The organism is Pseudomonas sp. B8(2017), assembly GCF_002113575.1.
Taxonomy (GTDB): Bacteria; Pseudomonadota; Gammaproteobacteria; order Pseudomonadales; family Pseudomonadaceae; genus Aquipseudomonas; species Aquipseudomonas putida_Z.
Genome location: NZ_NEIO01000003.1, coordinates 266,233 through 282,496, shown reverse-complemented (window position 1 = coordinate 282,496; position 16,264 = coordinate 266,233). Strand labels below are relative to the sequence as shown.

The 16,264-nt window shown below is 65.3% G+C and carries 19 protein-coding genes; 3 read left to right on the top strand and 16 right to left on the bottom strand.

Annotated elements, in window-relative coordinates:
• Window positions 1-205 precede the first annotated feature (205 nt).
• Together CAG22_RS07330 and CAG22_RS07325 are read left to right on the top strand one after the other, a co-directional pair.
• Window positions 206-1,738 (top strand): NCS1 family nucleobase:cation symporter-1, encoded by a 1,533-nt coding sequence (locus tag CAG22_RS07330; RefSeq protein ID WP_085588971.1) that lies wholly within the window; start codon window positions 206-208, stop codon window positions 1,736-1,738.
• Between the two features lie 16 nt (window positions 1,739-1,754).
• The gene (locus CAG22_RS07325; RefSeq protein WP_085588973.1) at window positions 1,755-2,483 is read left to right on the top strand and encodes an aspartate/glutamate racemase family protein; all 729 of its coding nucleotides are present in this window, start codon (window positions 1,755-1,757) and stop codon (window positions 2,481-2,483) included.
• A gap of 204 nt (window positions 2,484-2,687) precedes the next feature.
• Here the strand turns inward: CAG22_RS07325 and CAG22_RS07315 are convergent, their stop codons facing one another.
• The 3 genes from CAG22_RS07315 to CAG22_RS07305 all read right to left on the bottom strand — a co-directional run bounded on the left by CAG22_RS07315 (window position 2,688) and on the right by CAG22_RS07305 (window position 4,910).
• The gene (locus CAG22_RS07315) at window positions 2,688-3,350 is read right to left on the bottom strand and encodes a hypothetical protein (RefSeq protein WP_025340046.1); all 663 of its coding nucleotides are present in this window, start codon (window positions 3,348-3,350) and stop codon (window positions 2,688-2,690) included.
• 239 nt (window positions 3,351-3,589) lie between these two features.
• Entirely contained in the window at window positions 3,590-3,928 is a 339-nt protein-coding gene (locus tag CAG22_RS07310; protein ID WP_046615015.1) for an FKBP-type peptidyl-prolyl cis-trans isomerase, read from the bottom strand.
• Between the two features lie 40 nt (window positions 3,929-3,968).
• Complete coding sequence (locus tag CAG22_RS07305) at window positions 3,969-4,910, bottom strand: DMT family transporter (RefSeq protein WP_085705083.1); 942 nt, start codon at window positions 4,908-4,910, stop codon at window positions 3,969-3,971.
• Between the two features lie 249 nt (window positions 4,911-5,159).
• On the opposite strand from CAG22_RS07305, the gene CAG22_RS07300 reads away from it, so the two are divergent.
• The gene (locus tag CAG22_RS07300) at window positions 5,160-6,053 is read left to right on the top strand and encodes a LysR substrate-binding domain-containing protein (protein WP_085705080.1); all 894 of its coding nucleotides are present in this window, start codon (window positions 5,160-5,162) and stop codon (window positions 6,051-6,053) included.
• Between the two features lies 1 nt (window position 6,054).
• Here the strand turns inward: CAG22_RS07300 and CAG22_RS07295 are convergent, their stop codons facing one another.
• The 13 genes from CAG22_RS07295 to ccmA all read right to left on the bottom strand — a co-directional run bounded on the left by CAG22_RS07295 (window position 6,055) and on the right by ccmA (window position 15,978).
• Window positions 6,055-6,462 (bottom strand): GFA family protein, encoded by a 408-nt coding sequence (locus tag CAG22_RS07295; RefSeq protein ID WP_085705078.1) that lies wholly within the window; start codon window positions 6,460-6,462, stop codon window positions 6,055-6,057.
• 174 nt (window positions 6,463-6,636) lie between these two features.
• Complete coding sequence (locus CAG22_RS07290) at window positions 6,637-7,425, bottom strand: PhzF family phenazine biosynthesis protein (RefSeq protein ID WP_085705076.1); 789 nt, start codon at window positions 7,423-7,425, stop codon at window positions 6,637-6,639.
• 50 nt (window positions 7,426-7,475) lie between these two features.
• Window positions 7,476-8,414, bottom strand: a complete 939-nt coding sequence (locus tag CAG22_RS07285) for a 2-hydroxyacid dehydrogenase (protein WP_085705074.1) — start codon at window positions 8,412-8,414, stop codon at window positions 7,476-7,478.
• A 212-nt stretch (window positions 8,415-8,626) separates the two neighbouring features.
• Window positions 8,627-9,043: a hypothetical protein gene (locus CAG22_RS07280; protein WP_025340051.1), complete on the bottom strand. Its 417-nt coding sequence runs from the start codon at window positions 9,041-9,043 to the stop codon at window positions 8,627-8,629.
• A gap of 12 nt (window positions 9,044-9,055) precedes the next feature.
• Window positions 9,056-10,246, bottom strand: coding sequence for a c-type cytochrome biogenesis protein CcmI (gene ccmI / locus CAG22_RS07275; protein ID WP_085705072.1), 1,191 nt, complete (start codon window positions 10,244-10,246; stop codon window positions 9,056-9,058).
• On the bottom strand, window positions 10,239-10,727 hold the full coding sequence (locus tag CAG22_RS07270) for a cytochrome c-type biogenesis protein (protein WP_025340052.1): 489 nt from the start codon (window positions 10,725-10,727) through the stop codon (window positions 10,239-10,241). The genes ccmI and CAG22_RS07270 overlap by 8 nt, the downstream gene beginning before the upstream one ends.
• Window positions 10,724-11,260 (bottom strand): DsbE family thiol:disulfide interchange protein, encoded by a 537-nt coding sequence (locus CAG22_RS07265; RefSeq protein ID WP_023663391.1) that lies wholly within the window; start codon window positions 11,258-11,260, stop codon window positions 10,724-10,726. The genes CAG22_RS07270 and CAG22_RS07265 overlap by 4 nt, the downstream gene beginning before the upstream one ends.
• Entirely contained in the window at window positions 11,257-13,230 is a 1,974-nt protein-coding gene (locus tag CAG22_RS07260; protein ID WP_015271186.1) for a heme lyase CcmF/NrfE family subunit, read from the bottom strand. The genes CAG22_RS07265 and CAG22_RS07260 overlap by 4 nt, the downstream gene beginning before the upstream one ends.
• Before the next feature lie 11 nt (window positions 13,231-13,241).
• Window positions 13,242-13,697: a cytochrome c maturation protein CcmE gene (gene ccmE, locus CAG22_RS07255; RefSeq protein ID WP_085705070.1), complete on the bottom strand. Its 456-nt coding sequence runs from the start codon at window positions 13,695-13,697 to the stop codon at window positions 13,242-13,244.
• Window positions 13,694-13,870 (bottom strand): heme exporter protein CcmD, encoded by a 177-nt coding sequence (ccmD, locus tag CAG22_RS07250; protein WP_013973562.1) that lies wholly within the window; start codon window positions 13,868-13,870, stop codon window positions 13,694-13,696. Before ccmD ends, ccmE begins: the two co-directional genes overlap by 4 nt.
• Window positions 13,867-14,634 (bottom strand): heme ABC transporter permease, encoded by a 768-nt coding sequence (locus CAG22_RS07245; RefSeq protein WP_012273476.1) that lies wholly within the window; start codon window positions 14,632-14,634, stop codon window positions 13,867-13,869. Before CAG22_RS07245 ends, ccmD begins: the two co-directional genes overlap by 4 nt.
• A 46-nt stretch (window positions 14,635-14,680) precedes the next feature.
• On the bottom strand, window positions 14,681-15,358 hold the full coding sequence (gene ccmB, locus CAG22_RS07240; protein WP_013973563.1) for a heme exporter protein CcmB: 678 nt from the start codon (window positions 15,356-15,358) through the stop codon (window positions 14,681-14,683).
• Window positions 15,346-15,978, bottom strand: a complete 633-nt coding sequence (ccmA, locus tag CAG22_RS07235) for a cytochrome c biogenesis heme-transporting ATPase CcmA (protein ID WP_013973564.1) — start codon at window positions 15,976-15,978, stop codon at window positions 15,346-15,348. The genes ccmB and ccmA overlap by 13 nt, the downstream gene beginning before the upstream one ends.
• Window positions 15,979-16,264: the final 286 nt, after the last annotated feature.

Genomic DNA, 16,264 nt, shown 5'->3' with positions numbered 1-16,264 from the left:
GCTTTTTCCTTGGCATGGAACTCGCTTTTGTGTTCGTGTTTTGTATACAAACCAAGCAAAACATAAATACACAAGAACCCGCGACGCCGACCCAACATCGGCCGCCGCGCCCCAAACCCTGAGATGCCAACGCTGCACCGACGAGATGGCGAGCCCGTGCGCATGCCCGCTCATCGCAGTCCACGTGCATCAGGAGCCCGCCGGAATGAGTACCAGCCTCGACCTTGCCCCTGAACTATCCGTCGCCAGCACCCACCCCGCTTCCCCTCTCGCCGGCAGCCAGCCGGAACTTGCCCTGAGCCCGCGCCTGCATAACCGCGACCTCGCCCCGACGCGCATCGAAGGCCGCCGCTGGGGCGGCTACAGTATCTTCGCGCTGTGGACCAACGATGTGCACAACATCGCCAACTACTCGTTCGCCATGGGCTTGTTCGCCCTCGGCCTGGGTGGCTGGCAGATCCTGCTGTCGCTGGCCATCGGCGCGGCGCTGGTGTACTTCTTCATGAACCTGTCCGGCTACATGGGGCAGAAGACCGGCGTGCCGTTCCCGGTCATCAGCCGCATCGCCTTCGGCATCCACGGCGCGCAGATCCCGGCGCTGATCCGCGCGGTCATCGCCATCGCCTGGTTCGGCATCCAGACCTACCTGGCTTCGGTGGTGCTGCGTGTGCTGCTCACCGCCGTATGGCCGCACATGGCGGCCTATGACCATGACAGCATCCTCGGCCTGTCGAGCCTGGGCTGGGCATGCTTCGTGTCGATCTGGCTGGTGCAGCTGGTGATCCTGGCCTACGGCATGGAGATGGTGCGCCGCTACGAGGCCTTTGCCGGCCCGGTGATCCTGCTGACCGTCGCCGCCCTGGCAGTGTTCATGTACTTCAAGGCCGACGCCCGCATCGCCTGGTCGGTGGCCGAACCGCTGACCGGCTACGAGATGTGGCGCAACATCTTTGCCGGCGGCGCGCTGTGGCTGGCGATCTACGGCACCCTGGTACTGAACTTCTGTGACTTCGCCCGCTCCTCGCCATGCCGCAAGACCATCCGCGTCGGCAACTTCTGGGGCCTGCCGGTGAACATCCTGGTGTTCGCCGTGATCACCGTGGTGCTGTGCGGCGCGCAGTTCCAGATCAACGGCCAGATCATCGACAGCCCTACCCAGATCGTCGCCGCCATCCCCAGCACAGCGTTCCTGGTACTGGGCTGCCTGGCCTTCCTGATCGTCACCGTGGCGGTGAACATCATGGCCAACTTCGTCGCCCCGGCCTTCGTCCTCAGCAACCTGGCGCCGCGTCACCTGAACTTCCGCCGCGCCGGGCTGATCAGCGCCACCCTGGCAGTGCTGATCCTGCCGTGGAACCTGTACAACAGCCCGCTGGTGATCGTGTATTTCCTGTCCGGCCTGGGTGCCCTGCTCGGCCCGCTGTACGGGGTGATCATGTCCGACTACTGGTTGCTGCGCAAAGGCTGCATCAACGTGCCGCAGCTTTACAGCGAAGACCCGGCCGGCGCCTACCACTACACCAAGGGCATCAACCTGCGCGCGGTGGCCGCCTTCGTGCCGGCCGCACTGCTGGCCATCGTCCTGGCCCTGGTGCCCAACTTCCATGGCGTGGCGCCGTTCTCCTGGCTGATCGGTGCCGGCATCGCCGCCGCCCTGTACCTGCTGATCGCCCCACGCAAACGCCAATACCACGACGTCAGCGGCGAATGCATCGCCGTTGACCACAGCAGCCATTGACCAGGGAGGACTACCCATGCGCATTCTGATCGCCAACGTCAACACCACCGAAGCCATCACCGAAGCCATTGCCGAACAGGCCCGTACGGTGGCCACACCCGGCACCGAAATCATCGGCCTCACCCCATGGTTCGGTGCCGAGTCGGTGGAAGGCAACTTCGAAAGTTACCTGGCCGCCATCGCGGTGATGGACCGGGTGCTGGCCTACGAAGGCCCTTACGACGCCGTGATCCAGGCGGGTTACGGCGAACATGGCCGCGAAGGCCTGCAGGAACTGCTGAACGTGCCGGTGGTGGACATCACCGATGCCGCCGCCAGCACGGCGATGTACCTGGGCCATGCCTACTCGGTGGTGACCACCCTGGACCGCACCGTGCCGCTGATCGAGGACCGCCTGAAGCTCTCCGGCCTGTATGACCGCTGCGCATCGGTACGCGCCAGCGGGCTGGCGGTGCTGGAGCTGGAAGCCGACCCGCAGCGCGCCGTGGAAGCGATTGTCGAGCAGGCAGAACGCGCCGTGCGCGACGACAAGGCCGAGGTGATCTGCCTGGGTTGCGGCGGCATGGCCGGCTTGGACGAGCAGATCCGCCAGCGCACCGGCGTGCCGGTGGTGGATGGTGTGAGTGCGGCGGTGACCATAGCCGAATCGCTGGTGCGCATGGGCTTGAGTACCTCCAAGGTACGTACCTATGCCACGCCACGGGCGAAGAAAGTGGTGGGTTGGCCGGTGCGGTTCGGGCGTTAGGCATCTTTCGCCTGACCTGGCCTCTTCGCGGGTAAACCCGCTCCCACAGGGACCGCATTGCTCTCAGGGCCTGTGCAGTACTTGTGGGAGCGGGTTTACCCGCGAAGAGGCCGGTCCTGCCGAAGCATCATTCTGGCCAACCGCTGTGTACTCAACTTCATCGTCACTCTGTTCAGGGCTTCCTGGCAGAACAGTACCAGCGGATCAGGTCGGGCAGCTATGCGCACCATCATTCAGGCCCTGACGCACGTTGCGGCTGAGCAGGCTGGCCTTGCCGTCGTGCCAGGTCAGGGTCAGGACGTAGAGGGTGTCGAAGTCGTCGCCGCTCCAGTCCTCGGTGATCACCCGCTCCTCACCGAGGGCCTTGCCAGCCACGGCATTGATCAGGTCAGGGAGGTAGCCATGCGACCAGGCGGTGTACACGGTCGCGTTACGGTACTTGTCGCGCAGCAGCTCTTCGGCCAGCGCGTCGGTGTCGTTGGCGCCATAGTCGATGTTTACCGGCAGGCCCAGGCGAATGGCGCTGGGGCTGATGGTCATCAGCGGGCGAATATAGCTGTAGCTTTCGTCCTTGCTGCCTTCCTCGACATGCCGCGAGGGGTTGGCAGCGAACACGTAGTCGGCCTTGCCAAAGCGCTCGGGCAGCACGGTAGCCAGGTCCAGCGCACGGTTGAGGCCCTGGCAGTTCAACTGGCCCAGCCCCTCGCCCGGCTTCTCGGCGTGGCGCAGGAACACAAGGGTCTGGGTGCCATCCACCGGTTGCGCCCGGCTTTCGACAGCTTCCAGCGCCAGCGGTACGGCTATGGCTGTAAGCGTCAGGCTCAGCAACCAGTGACGACGACGGCGGAAGAATGTTGGCAACTTCATCAAGACAGGCCCATGTGGCAGAAAGAATCGGGTAGACCCGCCACATCACCCCGCCAACAGCACCGCGGGGCATCCTTGTAGTGAATGCCGTCCATGGCAACGAGTGAGGGTGAGAGTGCCCTGAACCCGTTTGGTTCCTCCCTGGAGGTGGATGCCGTTCCCTAGGCAAGGCTTAGATTAGAGGATGGGTGTTGCTGAAATGTGTAGGGCGCAAGAACATCGGGTTGCAGTACGGCCACTCAATCATCCCGCGTCAGCACTTCCAGCAATTCGATCTCGAAGGTCAAATCCGAGTTCGGCGGAATCGCCCCCACGCTGCGTTCGCCATAGCCAAGGTGCGCCGGTACCAGCAGCTTGCGCTTGCCACCAACGCGCATGCCCATCAGGCCTTGATCCCACCCCTTGATTACCCGACCCGTGCCGATCACGCACTGGAACGGCTTGCCTCGCGACCAGGACGAATCGAACTCGCTGCCGTCGGCCAGCCAGCCGGTGTACTGGGTGGTGATCAGGGCGCCTTTGACGGCGGCTTTGCCATCCCCCTGCACAAGGTCGATGATCTGCAGTTCTTGGCTCACGGGGCATACTCCAACGCTGGAAACAAAGCCGCCCTTTTTCTCAGGAATGCACCGGTTTGGCAAGTTCGCGTGGCGTTTCGTGCTGGCGCATCGACCACAGCACGCCGCCAATCACCAGCACGATCGCCGCTGCCTCCAGCAGGCTCGGCCCGGTCTGCCGCCAGAGGAAGGCATACAGCAGCGCGAACAGGGTCTCGAACACGATCAGTTGGCCGCTCAAGGTCAGCGGCAAGCGCTTGGACGCGGCGTTCCACAAGGCCATGGCCAGCCACGAGCCCAGCACTGCACAAGCCAGGCTGGCCGCCCAGAACAGCCACCAGCGCGACATCGGCGCCGCCACCTGCAGCTGCTGCGGCTGCCACAGTGCCAGGCCGGCGACCATCAGCAGGCTGGCCAGGCCGGTCATCACCCCGCACAGCACCGACCACTGGTGGCTGTCGAAATGCCCGCACTGCTTCAGGTAGCGGCTGTTCTGCACGGCGTACCAGGTCCAGCAGGCCAGTGCAGCCAGCGCGTAGAACAGGCCCATCAGCTTGTCGCCGATGTCACCGGGGGCGAAGGCGAAGGTTTCCAGGTTGATGCACAGCATGCCGGCAAGGATCAGCGCCAGCGGGCCGATCAGCCGCGCCAGGGGCACCGCGCCGCTGTCGTTACGGCCGTACAGGGTGATGGTCAGCGGCAGTACACCGACAATCAACGACGCCGGGGCCACGCCCAGGCGCTGGATCGCCGCCACCAGGCACACGAAGTACACCAGGTTGCCGATCACCGCCAGGCGCAGCAGCATCCATGCATCAGCCGAGGTCAGCTGACGCAGCTGGCGAGCCATGGGCAAGGCCAGCAGCAACGAGATCACCCCCACCATCAGGTAGCGCACGCAGCTCAACAGCATCGGGTTGAACTCGGGCAACAGCTCGGGAACCATCAGCACCATGCCCCACAACGCACCGGCCATGCCGGCGTACATCACACCGCGTTTCACGTGTCAGCTCCTGTTTGAAGATGAGCGCAGGCTACCTGTGCGCGGGGCGGCGGGCAAAAGATCTATATGCATGGTGGCATTCCCTGGAGGAATGGCTTACGGCTGATTAAGATGCAGGCAGTAACGGCCCTATCGCCGGCAAGCCGGCTCCCACAGGTAACCCGCAAGCCTGAGCATTGTGCGTTACCTGTGGGAGCTGGCTTGCCGGCGATAGGGCCGGCTCAGCCACACCATTGCACGGAATTGCCCATGAGCCGCTACAGCCGCCACCTGCCCCCGCTCGACACCCTGATCGCCTTCGAAGCCGTGGCCCGCACTGGCAGTTTCACCCGCGCCGGTGGCGAGCTGTACCTGACCCAGAGCGCAATTTCCAAACAGATCCGCCTGCTCGAGGATCATCTCGGCACCCAGCTGTTCGAACGCCGCGCCCGTGGCATCGCGTTGACCACCGCCGGCGAGCATTTCCATGGTTTTGTCGAGCCAATGCTCGACAAGCTGCTGGCCAACGTGCAACGCCTGAAAAGCGGCCACGGCAGCCGCCACGTCAGCGTCATCTGTACCCATGCCGTGGCCCAGTACTGGCTGTTCCCGCGCCTGCTGCGCTTCAACAAGCAGCACCCCGGGCTGACGGTGAACATCCACGCCAGCAACGACATCAACGAAAGCCTGGTCGCCGACTACGACTTCGGTATTCTCTACGGGCATGGCCGCTGGCGTTCATTACAGGCCAACAAGCTGTTCGACGAAGTGATCTACCCGATCGCCAGCAGCAGCTGGGACCTCAGCCAGATCGACAGCCTGACCGCGCTGCAGGCACTGCCGCTGATCCAGCTCGACGCCTCGGCCTGGAACTGCCTGGACTGGCACGACTGGTTCGCCCATTTTGGCGTGCGCTACCAGGCAACCGCCGATGCCCTGACCTTCAACCAGGTGAACCTGGTGTTCGACGCGGTGATGCAAGGCATGGGCGTGGGCCTTGGCTGGGAGTCCATGGCCCGTGACCGCATCAACAGCGGCCTGATCCGCCAGGTGTGCGATTTTGAAGTGCGCACCGGCCAGGCCGACTACCTGGTGCACGACCGCCAGACCCTGCCCTCGCCCGCTGCCCAGGTGTTTGCCGAGTGGCTGCTGGCACAGGCCTGAATCAGCTGAGCTGCTCGAAGGCTTCCTGGCCGGTCAGTTCCTTGGTCTGGTTGGCGAAGCAATACCAGGCGGGTTTCTCTTCGACGAAAATCTGCAGGTCGAAGTCCCATTCCTGGTCGCCGTCGAGCAGGCCGACCGGCACGGCGTGGAAGTCATTGGCCTTCAGCCGGTAGTACAAGTGCGTGCCGCACTGGCCGCAGAAACCGCGCTGGGCCCAGTCGGAAGACTCATAGACGCTGGGGGCGCGCCCTTCGATCACCGGTGGCTTGCTGCAATGCACCACCAGCAATGGGCCGCCGGTCCATTTGCGGCACATGCTGCAGTGGCAGGCGCTGATATGGGTGTTGTCGACGGTGACCTTGAGCTGGGTGGCGCCGCACAGGCAGGTGCCGTGTTTTTCCAGGGCCATGGCTGGCTCCTTGAGCGGAAGATGGGCCAGCAAGTATAGATGCCTGTACCGGCCTCATCGCCGGCAAGCCGGCTCCCACCCCGACCGCGCCGCTCTCAGGCCAGTGCAGTACCTGTGGGAGCTGGCTTGCCGGCGATGAGGCCGGCACAGGCAGCACAAGACAGTTGCCCAAGGTCAGATGTACACCGTACCGCGCAGGTACAACGCCGCCCGCCCGCTGATGATCACCCGGCCGTTACCCGGCACTTCGCACTGCAGCTGCCCTTTGCGCACCCCTCCCTGCTCGCAGTTCAGCACGTTCCTACCCAGCCGCTCGGCCCATATCGGCGCCAGCGAGGTGTGCGCCGAGCCAGTCACCGGGTCTTCGTTCACGCCGACCCGCGGGCCGAACCAGCGGGTGACGAAATCAAAGCCACGGCCTGCTGCGGTAACGGCGATACCGCGCACATCGAAAGCCGACAGGGCAACGAAATCCGGCTTCAGGGTGTCGAGCAACAGGGCGTCATCAATCACCACCACATAGTCGTCACTGCGGTACAGCGCCTGTGCCTGGCCCAGGCCCAGCGCCTGCAACAGGCCCGGCAGCATGTCCACGGCGACCGGCTGCTTGGCCGGGAAGTCCATGGCCAGCAGCCCGTCGGCGTTACGGCTGACCCGCAGCTCGCCACTGCGGGTGTTGAAACGCAGCACCTGCACCTGCTCGCCCAGCTGTTCGAACAGCACATAGGCCGAGGCCAGGGTGGCATGGCCGCACAGGTCGACTTCCACGGTCGGGGTGAACCAGCGCAGGTCGAAGGTTTCGCCGTTGCGCACGAAGTAGGCGGTTTCCGACAGGTTGTTCTCTTCGGCAATGCGCTGCAGCACGTCGTCCGGCAGCCAGCTTTGCAGCGGGATCACTGCCGCCGGGTTGCCCCCGAACGGTTCGGCGGAAAACGCATCGACCTGGAAGATTTCAAGTTGCATGCACACACTCCTTGTTGCCCGATCGCTGCCAGGCAGATGTATGAAAAGGGTTACTGGCGTACCGGGGTCAACACGGCTTCGCCGGCAAAGAACGCCTGCAGGTTGCGCAGCACCAGGGTCACCGTGTCGCGCGCCGCCTCCGGCGACTGGCCGGCCACGTGGGGGGTGAGCACGGTGTTGCCAAGGGCCTTGAGGGCATCGGGTACAGCCGGCTCGTCGTCGAACACATCCAGTGCCGCACCAGCCAGTAGGCCATGCTGCAGCACGGCGACCAGGGCCTGGGTGTCGACCACGCTGGCACGGGCGATGTTCACCAGGTAGCCCTCGGCCCCCAGGACCTCGAGCACCTGTGCATCGACCAGATGGCGAGTGTCGGCACCGCCGGGGGTTGCCACCACCAGGATGTCGACGGCATCGGCCAGGTGCAGCGGGCTGTCGTACCAGGTGTAGGGCACATCCTGGCGCGGCGTGCGGCTGTGGTAGCTGACGGGCATGGCAAAGCCCAGATGGGCGCGCCTGGCGATGGCCATGCCCACCGCACCAAGGCCGAGAATGCCCAGGCGCTTGCCACTCACCGAGGGGCTGATCACCCGGTTCCATTCGCCCCGGCGGGTACTGGCATCGGCGCGGGGAATGTCGCGCAACAGCGCCAGCAGCAGGGCAAGGGTGTGGTCGGCGACCGCCTCGGCATTGGCCCCGGCGCCGTTGGTAACCGTGATGCCGCGCGCAGCGGCGGCGGCCAGGTCGACCTGCTCGTAGCCGGCACCGATCACGCAGATGATCTGCAGTTTGGACAGCGTGTCGATTTCGCTGGCAGTCAGGCCCAGCGGGCCGCGGGTGAGCACGGCATCGATTTCATGGGCATGGCGCTGGATGGCCTCGGCCCGCAATTGCGGCGAAGGGGCACGGATCAAACGGTAGCCGGCCTGCTCCAGCATGGGCAGGTAATCATCGACGGTTTCCACCAGCACCAGGACTGTCTTGTGCATGCCACCTCCTTATTCTTGAAGGGGCATTATGCGGAATCACAGCACAGTACAGTCAATCGGTAATTGCGGAAAAACTGTACTGTATTGTTTGCCTGTCCCGGCCCCTTCGCGGGTAAACCCGCTCCCACAGGGATATCACAGCACTTGAGATTTGTGACGTACCTGTGGGAGCGGGTTTACCCGCGAAGGGGCCGGGACAGGCAAACAACCCACTACTGGGCGAACGCACGCCCCAGACCACCCGGCACACCGCTGCTGTCAGTCTCCTGCCACGGCCCATCCGGGCTCAGCGACCAGCTCCAGCCGTTGTCGAAGCGGTAGTAGGTCCGCTGGCGGTAGAAGGTATTGGGTTTCTTCTCCAGCACATACACACCCAGCTTCGGGTCCCAATGGCTCGCCCCGCCAGGTGGCGGCGCGAAGCTGGCCGAGGTGCGTGGCATCGGCTTGGGCGTGGCCGCAGGCTTGCTCGGCGCGGGGGCCGGTTGCCTGTCCGGCAAGGGCTTGACCGCCGGCCCCGGCGGCGGCAGGCGCTCGATCGGTGGTTCAGGCTGCTCGTACGGCTCATGCACCGTACACGCAGACAAACCCAGGGCCAGGGTGATCAGGGTCAGGCGGACGATGCTGTGCATGGCATTGCTCTCTTACGGGTCGGGGCTGTCGATGGTCAGGTGCTGGATGGCCTGGGTGGCGCTGGGCAGTGGCGTGCCCTGGCCAATCCACTCGCCATGGGTTGGCTGGCCAGCGCGTGATACACGTGCAACGAGTTGGACTTCGGCAAAGTCCGACAGTTTCATCTGCGGCATCATGGCGTCAGCATCGGACAACTCCACCTCGATCGGCAACTGCGCCACGGTCACCCGCTTGGCTGCCAGCGGCATCGGTGGGCCATTGCTGGCGCGGGCGAAGATGAACACCGTGTCGTCCGGCTTGACCTTGTCCTTCAACACCGCCGCCAGCTCCACGCGCACCTTCAAGCGAGCCGCCACGGGCGCCGCAGCCTGCCCCGGCGAACCACCCAGGCGCTCGGCGGCGCGGTCGATACCGCCCTGCAGCGCCGCACGCGAGGCATCACCTTCCGGCAGCTGCGCCAGCAGGCGCTTCCAGTAATCGATGGCTTCCTGGTAACGCTCGCCCTCGAAGGCAGCGATACCACGCAGGCCCAGGCTGGTCACTTCGTTGGGGTCGGCTTTCAGCGCCTCGTCAGTCAGCGCCTGCAGCTGCGGGCTCCATTTCTTGTCGGCGGCGAAATACAGCGCCTGGGCCCACTGCCCGAGCAATTCGGGCTGGCGACCGGCCAGGGCCACGGCGCGCTCGAAGGTGCGCGCGGCATCGGCGGGGCGCTGCTCGGCCATGTAGGCTCGGCCCAGGAAGTACACGGCCTCGGCGGAATCCGGCTGGGCCTGCACCACCCGTTCCAGGCGGGCAGTCATTTCTTCCATCGACTTGGGCGCCTCGGCAAACTCCTGGGTCAACTCCACCTTGTCGGCCGCGCCGAAATGCAGGTACAGCCCCAATGCCAGCAGCGGCACCAGCAGCGCCGCCAGCAACGGCAGGGCCTTGCCCAGGTGCCCCTGGCGCGGGGCCTCGGCACCTTCGGTATCTGCCAGCAGCTCACGGGCGGCCTCGTCACGGCCCTTGGCCATCTGCGCCTCGTCGAGCACGCCAGCGGCCTGCTGGGCAGCCAGTTCGGCGACGCGCTCCTGGTACAGGGCCACGTTCAAGGCGGTGCGGTCTTCTTCCTGCTGGCGGCCACGGCCACGCAGGATCGGGATCAGCAGGAAGCTGAGGGCAGCGAGCAGCAGCAGGCCCGCGCTAAGCCAGAATTCAATCATGGGTCTGTTCTTTTTCCAGCAATTTGGCGAGACGCTCGCGTTCTTCGGCGGACAACTCATTGGCGCCCTGCACGGCCGCACCGCGGCGCCGGCGCACGATCAGCGCCAGCACCACGAAACCACCGGCCAGCAAAATCCCCGGGCCGAACCACAGCAGCCAGGTACGCCCGCTGAGCGCCGGCTTGTAGCGCACGAAGTCGCCATAGCGGTCGACCATGAAGTCGACGATCTGCTGGTTGCTCTTGCCCTCGCCGAGCATGCGGAAGATTTCCCGACGCAGGTCGGCGGCAATCGGCGCGTTGGAGTCGGCGATGTCCTGGTTCTGGCACTTGGGGCAACGCAGCTCCTTGGTCAGCTGCTGGTAGCGCTCACGCTCGGCATCGTCGCGGAACTGGTACGTGTCGATGGCCGCCTTGGCCACGCCTGCCAGGCTCAACCCCATGAAGAGCCCCAGCACGGCAGCTGCCAGCCCCCGCTTCATGGCTTGGCCTCGTCGACCAGGCCCTGGTACAGCGGCGCCAGCTGCTCACGCCAGACCGTGGCATCGACCACGCCCACGTGCTTGTAGCGGATGATGCCCTTGGCATCGATCAGGAAGGTTTCCGGCGCGCCATACACGCCCAGGTCCAGGCCCAGGCTGCCCTGCTCGTCACGAATGTCCAGCTGGTACGGGTTGTGGAACTCGGCCAGCCACTTCAGGGCCGCCGCATTGTCGTCCTTGTAGTTGACGCCGTGGATCACCACGCCCTGCTGGGCCAGCTGGTTCAGGTACGGGTGCTCGACCTTGCACGACGGGCACCAGGTGGCCCACACGTTGACCAGAGCCGGGCGGCCCCGCAAGTCGGCCTCGGTCAGGGTACGGTCGCCCTGGGTCGAGGCCAGGGAAAAGGCCGGGAACGGCTTGCCGATCATTGCCGAGGGCAGCTCGTCGGGCTTGAGGAACAGCCCTTTGTAGAGGAACACCGCCACCAGCAGGAATACCGCCAGGGGGACTACCATGATCCAACGCTTCATGCAGCTGCTCCAGACACGCCCAGGGCATCACGCACCCGGGTCTTGACCTTGACGCGATAGCGCCGGTCGAGGGCCGCCAGCAACCCGCCCAGGCCGGTCAGCAGACCGCCCAGCCAGATCCAGCGGACGTAAGGCTTGATATGCACGCGTACCGCCCAGGCACCGTTCTCCAGCGGCTCGCCGAGGGCGACGTACAGGTCGCGGGTAAAACCGGCGTCGATACCGGCTTCGGTCATCATCGACTGCTGCACGGTGTACAGGCGTTTCTCCGGGTGCAGGGTGGTCACCTCACGGCCGTCGCGGCTGACCACCACGGTGCCCTTGTCGGAGATGAAATTCGGCCCTTCGAAATGCCGGGCACCCTGGAACAGGAAGTGGTAACCGCCCAGTTCCACGCTCTCACCCGGCGCCATGCGCAGGTCGCGTTCGGCGCTGTTGTTGCTCGACAGCACCACACCCAGCGCGCACACCGCCAGGCCCAGGTGCGCCAGCTGCATGCCCCAGTAGCTGCGACCCAGCCCGGGCAGGCCCTTGAGCAGGCCTTTGTGGCGGGTCTTGTCGAGAATGTCGCGCAGCCCGCCAAGCACCACCCAGGCGGCCAGGGCGAAGGCGGTCAGGGTCGGCCAGTCGAAGTCGTCGACGATAAAGCCCGCCACCGGCGCGAGGATGGCGCTGCCGAGCAGCACCGGGGTCATCATGCTGGCCAGCCATTTGCCGGGGGTGTCTTTCCAGCGCACCACCACGCCCACGCCCAGCACCACCATCAGCAGTGCCATCAGCGGCAGGAACAAGGCGTCGAAATACGGTGGGCCGACCGACAGCTTGGCCCCGGTCAGCGCATCTAGCACCAGCGGGTACAGGGTACCGAGCAGAATCATCGAGGCCGCCACTACCAGCACCAGGTTGTTGGCCAGCAGCAGCGTCTCGCGCGACCACAGGGCAAAGCCGACCTGGCTCTTGACCACCGGTGCGCGCAGGGCGAACAGGGTGAGCGATCCACCGACCACGAACAGCAGGAAGATCAGGATGAAAATGCCCCGCGACGGGTCGGCGGCAAACGCGTGCACCGAGGTCAGCACACCGGAGCGCACCAGGAAGGTACCCAGCAGGCTCAGCGAGAACGCGGCAATCGCCAGCAGCACGGTCCAGCTCTTGAACACCCCGCGCTTCTCGGTCACCGCCAGCGAGTGGATCAGCGCCGTACCCACCAGCCAGGGCATGAACGAGGCGTTTTCCACCGGGTCCCAGAACCACCAGCCACCCCAGCCCAGCTCATAGTAGGCCCACCACGAGCCCAGGGTAATGCCGACCCCGAGGAAGGCCCAGGCAACGATGGTCCAGGGCCGCGACCAGCGCGCCCAGGCGGCGTCCAGGCGGCCACCGAGCAAGGCGGCGATGGCGAAGGCGAAGGCCACCGAGAACCCGACGTAGCCCATGTACAGCATCGGCGGGTGGACGATCAGGCCAAAGTCCTGCAACAGCGGGTTGAGGTCGCGGCCATCGGTCGGCACCTGCGGCAGCAGGCGCTGGAACGGGTTGGAGGTGATGATCAGGAAGCTCAGGAAGCCCACGCTGATCATGCCCATTACCGCCAGCACGCGGGCCAGCATCACCTGCGGCAACTGCCGCGAGAACACCGACACGGCGAAGGTCCAGCCGCCGAGGATCAGCGCCCACAGCAGCAGCGAACCTTCGTGGGCGCCCCACACGGCACTGAACTTGTAGTACCAGGGCAAGGCGCTGTTGGAGTTGCTGGCCACATAGGCGACCGAGAAGTTGTCGGTCATGAAGGCATGGGTCAGGCAGGCGAAGGCAAAGGCCAGGAAGGCGAACTGCCCCCAGGCCGCCGGCCGCGCCAGGCTCATCCACAGGCTGTCGCCACGCCAGGCGCCGAGCAGCGGCACGCTGGCCTGCACGGCGGCAAAGCAGATGGCCAAGATCATCGCCAGCTGGCCGAGTTCGGGGATCACCAGCGCCGCGTTCATGGCTTGGCCTCCCCGCCGGTGGCGGCCTGGCCACTTTCCTTCAGGGCCTTGGTAACCTCGGGCGGCATGTACTTCTCGTCGTGCTTGGCCAGTACTTCATCGGCCACCACCACGCCATCGGCGTTGAGCTTGCCGAGGGCGACGATGCCCTGCCCTTCGCGGAACAGGTCGGGGAGGATGCCACGGTAGGTGATCGGCACCGACATGTTGAAGTCGGTGACCACGAAGCGCACATCCAGCGAATCGGACGAGCGCTGTACCGAACCTTTCTCGACCATGCCGCCGGCGCGGATGCGGGTGTCCAGCGGCGCTTCGCCGTTGGCGATCTGGGTCGGGGTATAGAACAGGTTGATGTTCTGCTGCAATGCGCTCAAGGCAAAGCCGACGGCAACCCCGACGCCGACCAGCAGGCCGACGATGAGCAACAGGCGTTTCTTGCGCTGCGGATTCACTGGTTGTTCTCCCGGCGCAAACGGCGCGCCTCATCTTGCAGGTAGCGACGGCGGGCCAGCACGGGCGCGGCGACATTCAGCGCCAGCACCGCCAGGCAGATGCCATAGGCCGTCCACACGTACAGGCCATGGTGGCCCATGGCGAGAAAGTCACCGAAGGTGGCGAAACTCATTGTGCGGCCCTCCGCCCCAGGCTGTTCAATACTTCATCCTTGACCCAACTGGCGCGCGCCTCGCGCTTGAGCACTTCAAGGCGCATGCGCAGCAACAGCACCGCGCCAAAGAAGCAGTAGAAGCCCAGCGCCGTGCACAGCAGCGGCAACCACATTTCTGCGGGCATCGCCGGCTTTTCGGTGAGGGTGAAGGTGGCGCCCTGGTGCAGGGTGTTCCACCACTCCACCGAGTACTTGATGATCGGGATGTTCACCACGCCGACGATCGCCAGTACCGCACAGGCCTTGGCTGCACTGTCACGATTACTGATTGCCTGGCCCAGCGCAATAATGCCGAAGTACAGGAACAGCAGGATGAGCATGGACGTCAGCCGGGCATCCCAGACCCACCAGCTTCCCCAGGTGGGCTTGCCCCAGATGGCCCCGGTGACAAGTGCCACGGCGGTCATCCAGGCACCGATGGGGGCGGCGCATTGCAAGGCGACGTCGGCCAGTTTCATCTTCCATACCAGCCCCACCACCCCGGCCACTGCCAGCAGCACGTAGCAGGACTGCGCCAGCATCGCCGCCGGCACGTGGATGTAGATGATGCGGAAGCTGTTGCCTTGCTGGTAGTCCTGGGGGGCGAAGGCCAGGCCCCAAGTGATGCCGACCAGCAGCAGGAGCACGGCAGCGCCGGCAAGCCACGGCAGCATGCGGCCGCTGATGGCATAGAACCATTTGGGGGAGCCCAGCTTGTGGAACCACGTCCAGCTTATTTTCATCAGGGTACATCCAGGGTATTGGCCGGGCTTGAAAGCCCGGGACTCGTTATTCGCCGACGCTGATCTTCAGGCCGGCCGCTATCGCAAAGGGTGCCAGGGTCACGGCGAGGGCCGTGAGGCTGGCGAGCCAGAGCAGGTGGCCGGTTGCCGGCATATTCTGCAACGCCGCTTGCAACGCACCACTGCCCAGGATCAATACAGGGATATACAACGGCAGAATCAGCAATGCCAGCAGCAAACCGCCGCGTTTCAGACCGACTGTCAGCGCCGCGCCCACCGCGCCCAGCAGGCTCAGCACCGGCGTGCCCAGCAGCAGGGAACCGAGCAGCACCGGCAGGCAATGGCTCGGCAGCCCCAGCATCAGTGCCAGCAGCGGCGCCAACAATACCAGCGCCAGCCCGGAAAAGATCCAATGCGCCAGCACCTTGGCCAGCACCAGCAGCGCCAACGGGTGCGGCGACAGCACCCACTGTTCCAGCGAGCCGTCCTCGAAATCGCTGCGGAACAGGCCGTCCAGCGACAACAGCACCGCCAGCAGTGCCGCCACCCAGACCAGGCCTGGCGACAAGGTTTGCAACAATTGGCTTTCCGGGCCGACTGCCAGCGGGAACAGCGCAACCACGATGGCGAAGAATACCAACGGGTTGGCCAGCTCGGCCGGGCGGCGGAACAGCAAGCGCGCTTCGCGGCGCAACAACAGGATGAATACGCTCATGCCGCCCATTGCCCCAGGTTCAGTTCACGGTAACCGGAGGGCTTGCGTTCCAGCGTGTGGTGGGTGGTCAGCACTACCGTGCCGCCCTGCTCGCAGTGGGCCGCCAGGTGCGCCTCGAGCTGCGCCACGCCCTGCTTGTCGAGGGCGGTGAAGGGTTCGTCGAGGATCCACAGCGGCGGGCTGGCCAGGTACAGCCGGGCCAGGGCCACGCGGCGCTGCTGGCCGGCAGACAGGGTGTGGCAGGGCACGTCTTCGAAACCACGCAGGCCGACGGCCGCCAGTGCCGCCCAGATCGCCTCGCGGCTGGCCGGCTGGTGCAGGGCGCACAGCCAGGTGAGGTTCTCCTCGGCGGTGAGCAGGTCCTTGATGCCGGCGGCATGGCCGATCCACAACAGGATGCTGGCCAGGGCGTGGCGCTGCTCGGCCAGTGGCTTGCCGCCCAACAGGATCTGCCCGGCCGTCGGCTGCATCAGTCCGGCCAGCAGGCGCAGCAGGCTGGTCTTGCCGCTGCCGTTGGGGCCGCTGATCTGCAGCATGTCGCCGGGCCGCAGCTCGAAAGCGAGGTGCTCGAACAGCAGGCGCCAGTCGCGCTCGCAGGCCAGGCCCGCGGCTTGGAGGTGAAGGGTCACGGTTTCGCCTTATCTTTGTAGGGTTCCGGAGCGGTGTCGCCTGCTTCGCGGGCACGCCCGCTCCCACAAGGTTTCACGCAAGGCTTGAAAGCTGCGCAAGGCCCTGTGGGAGCGGGCATGCCCGCGAAGCAGGCGACACGGCCCTGAAGCCCTGTATCTCAAGTCGCCCCCTCGCTGCCGTTATACTGGCAACGACGGACGGCCGGCATTATTACACGCGCCGCCGCGCTGCCAAGAGGGCGGGTTCGACAGGTTGTATACAATCATGACTGAAATCAATAGTCTC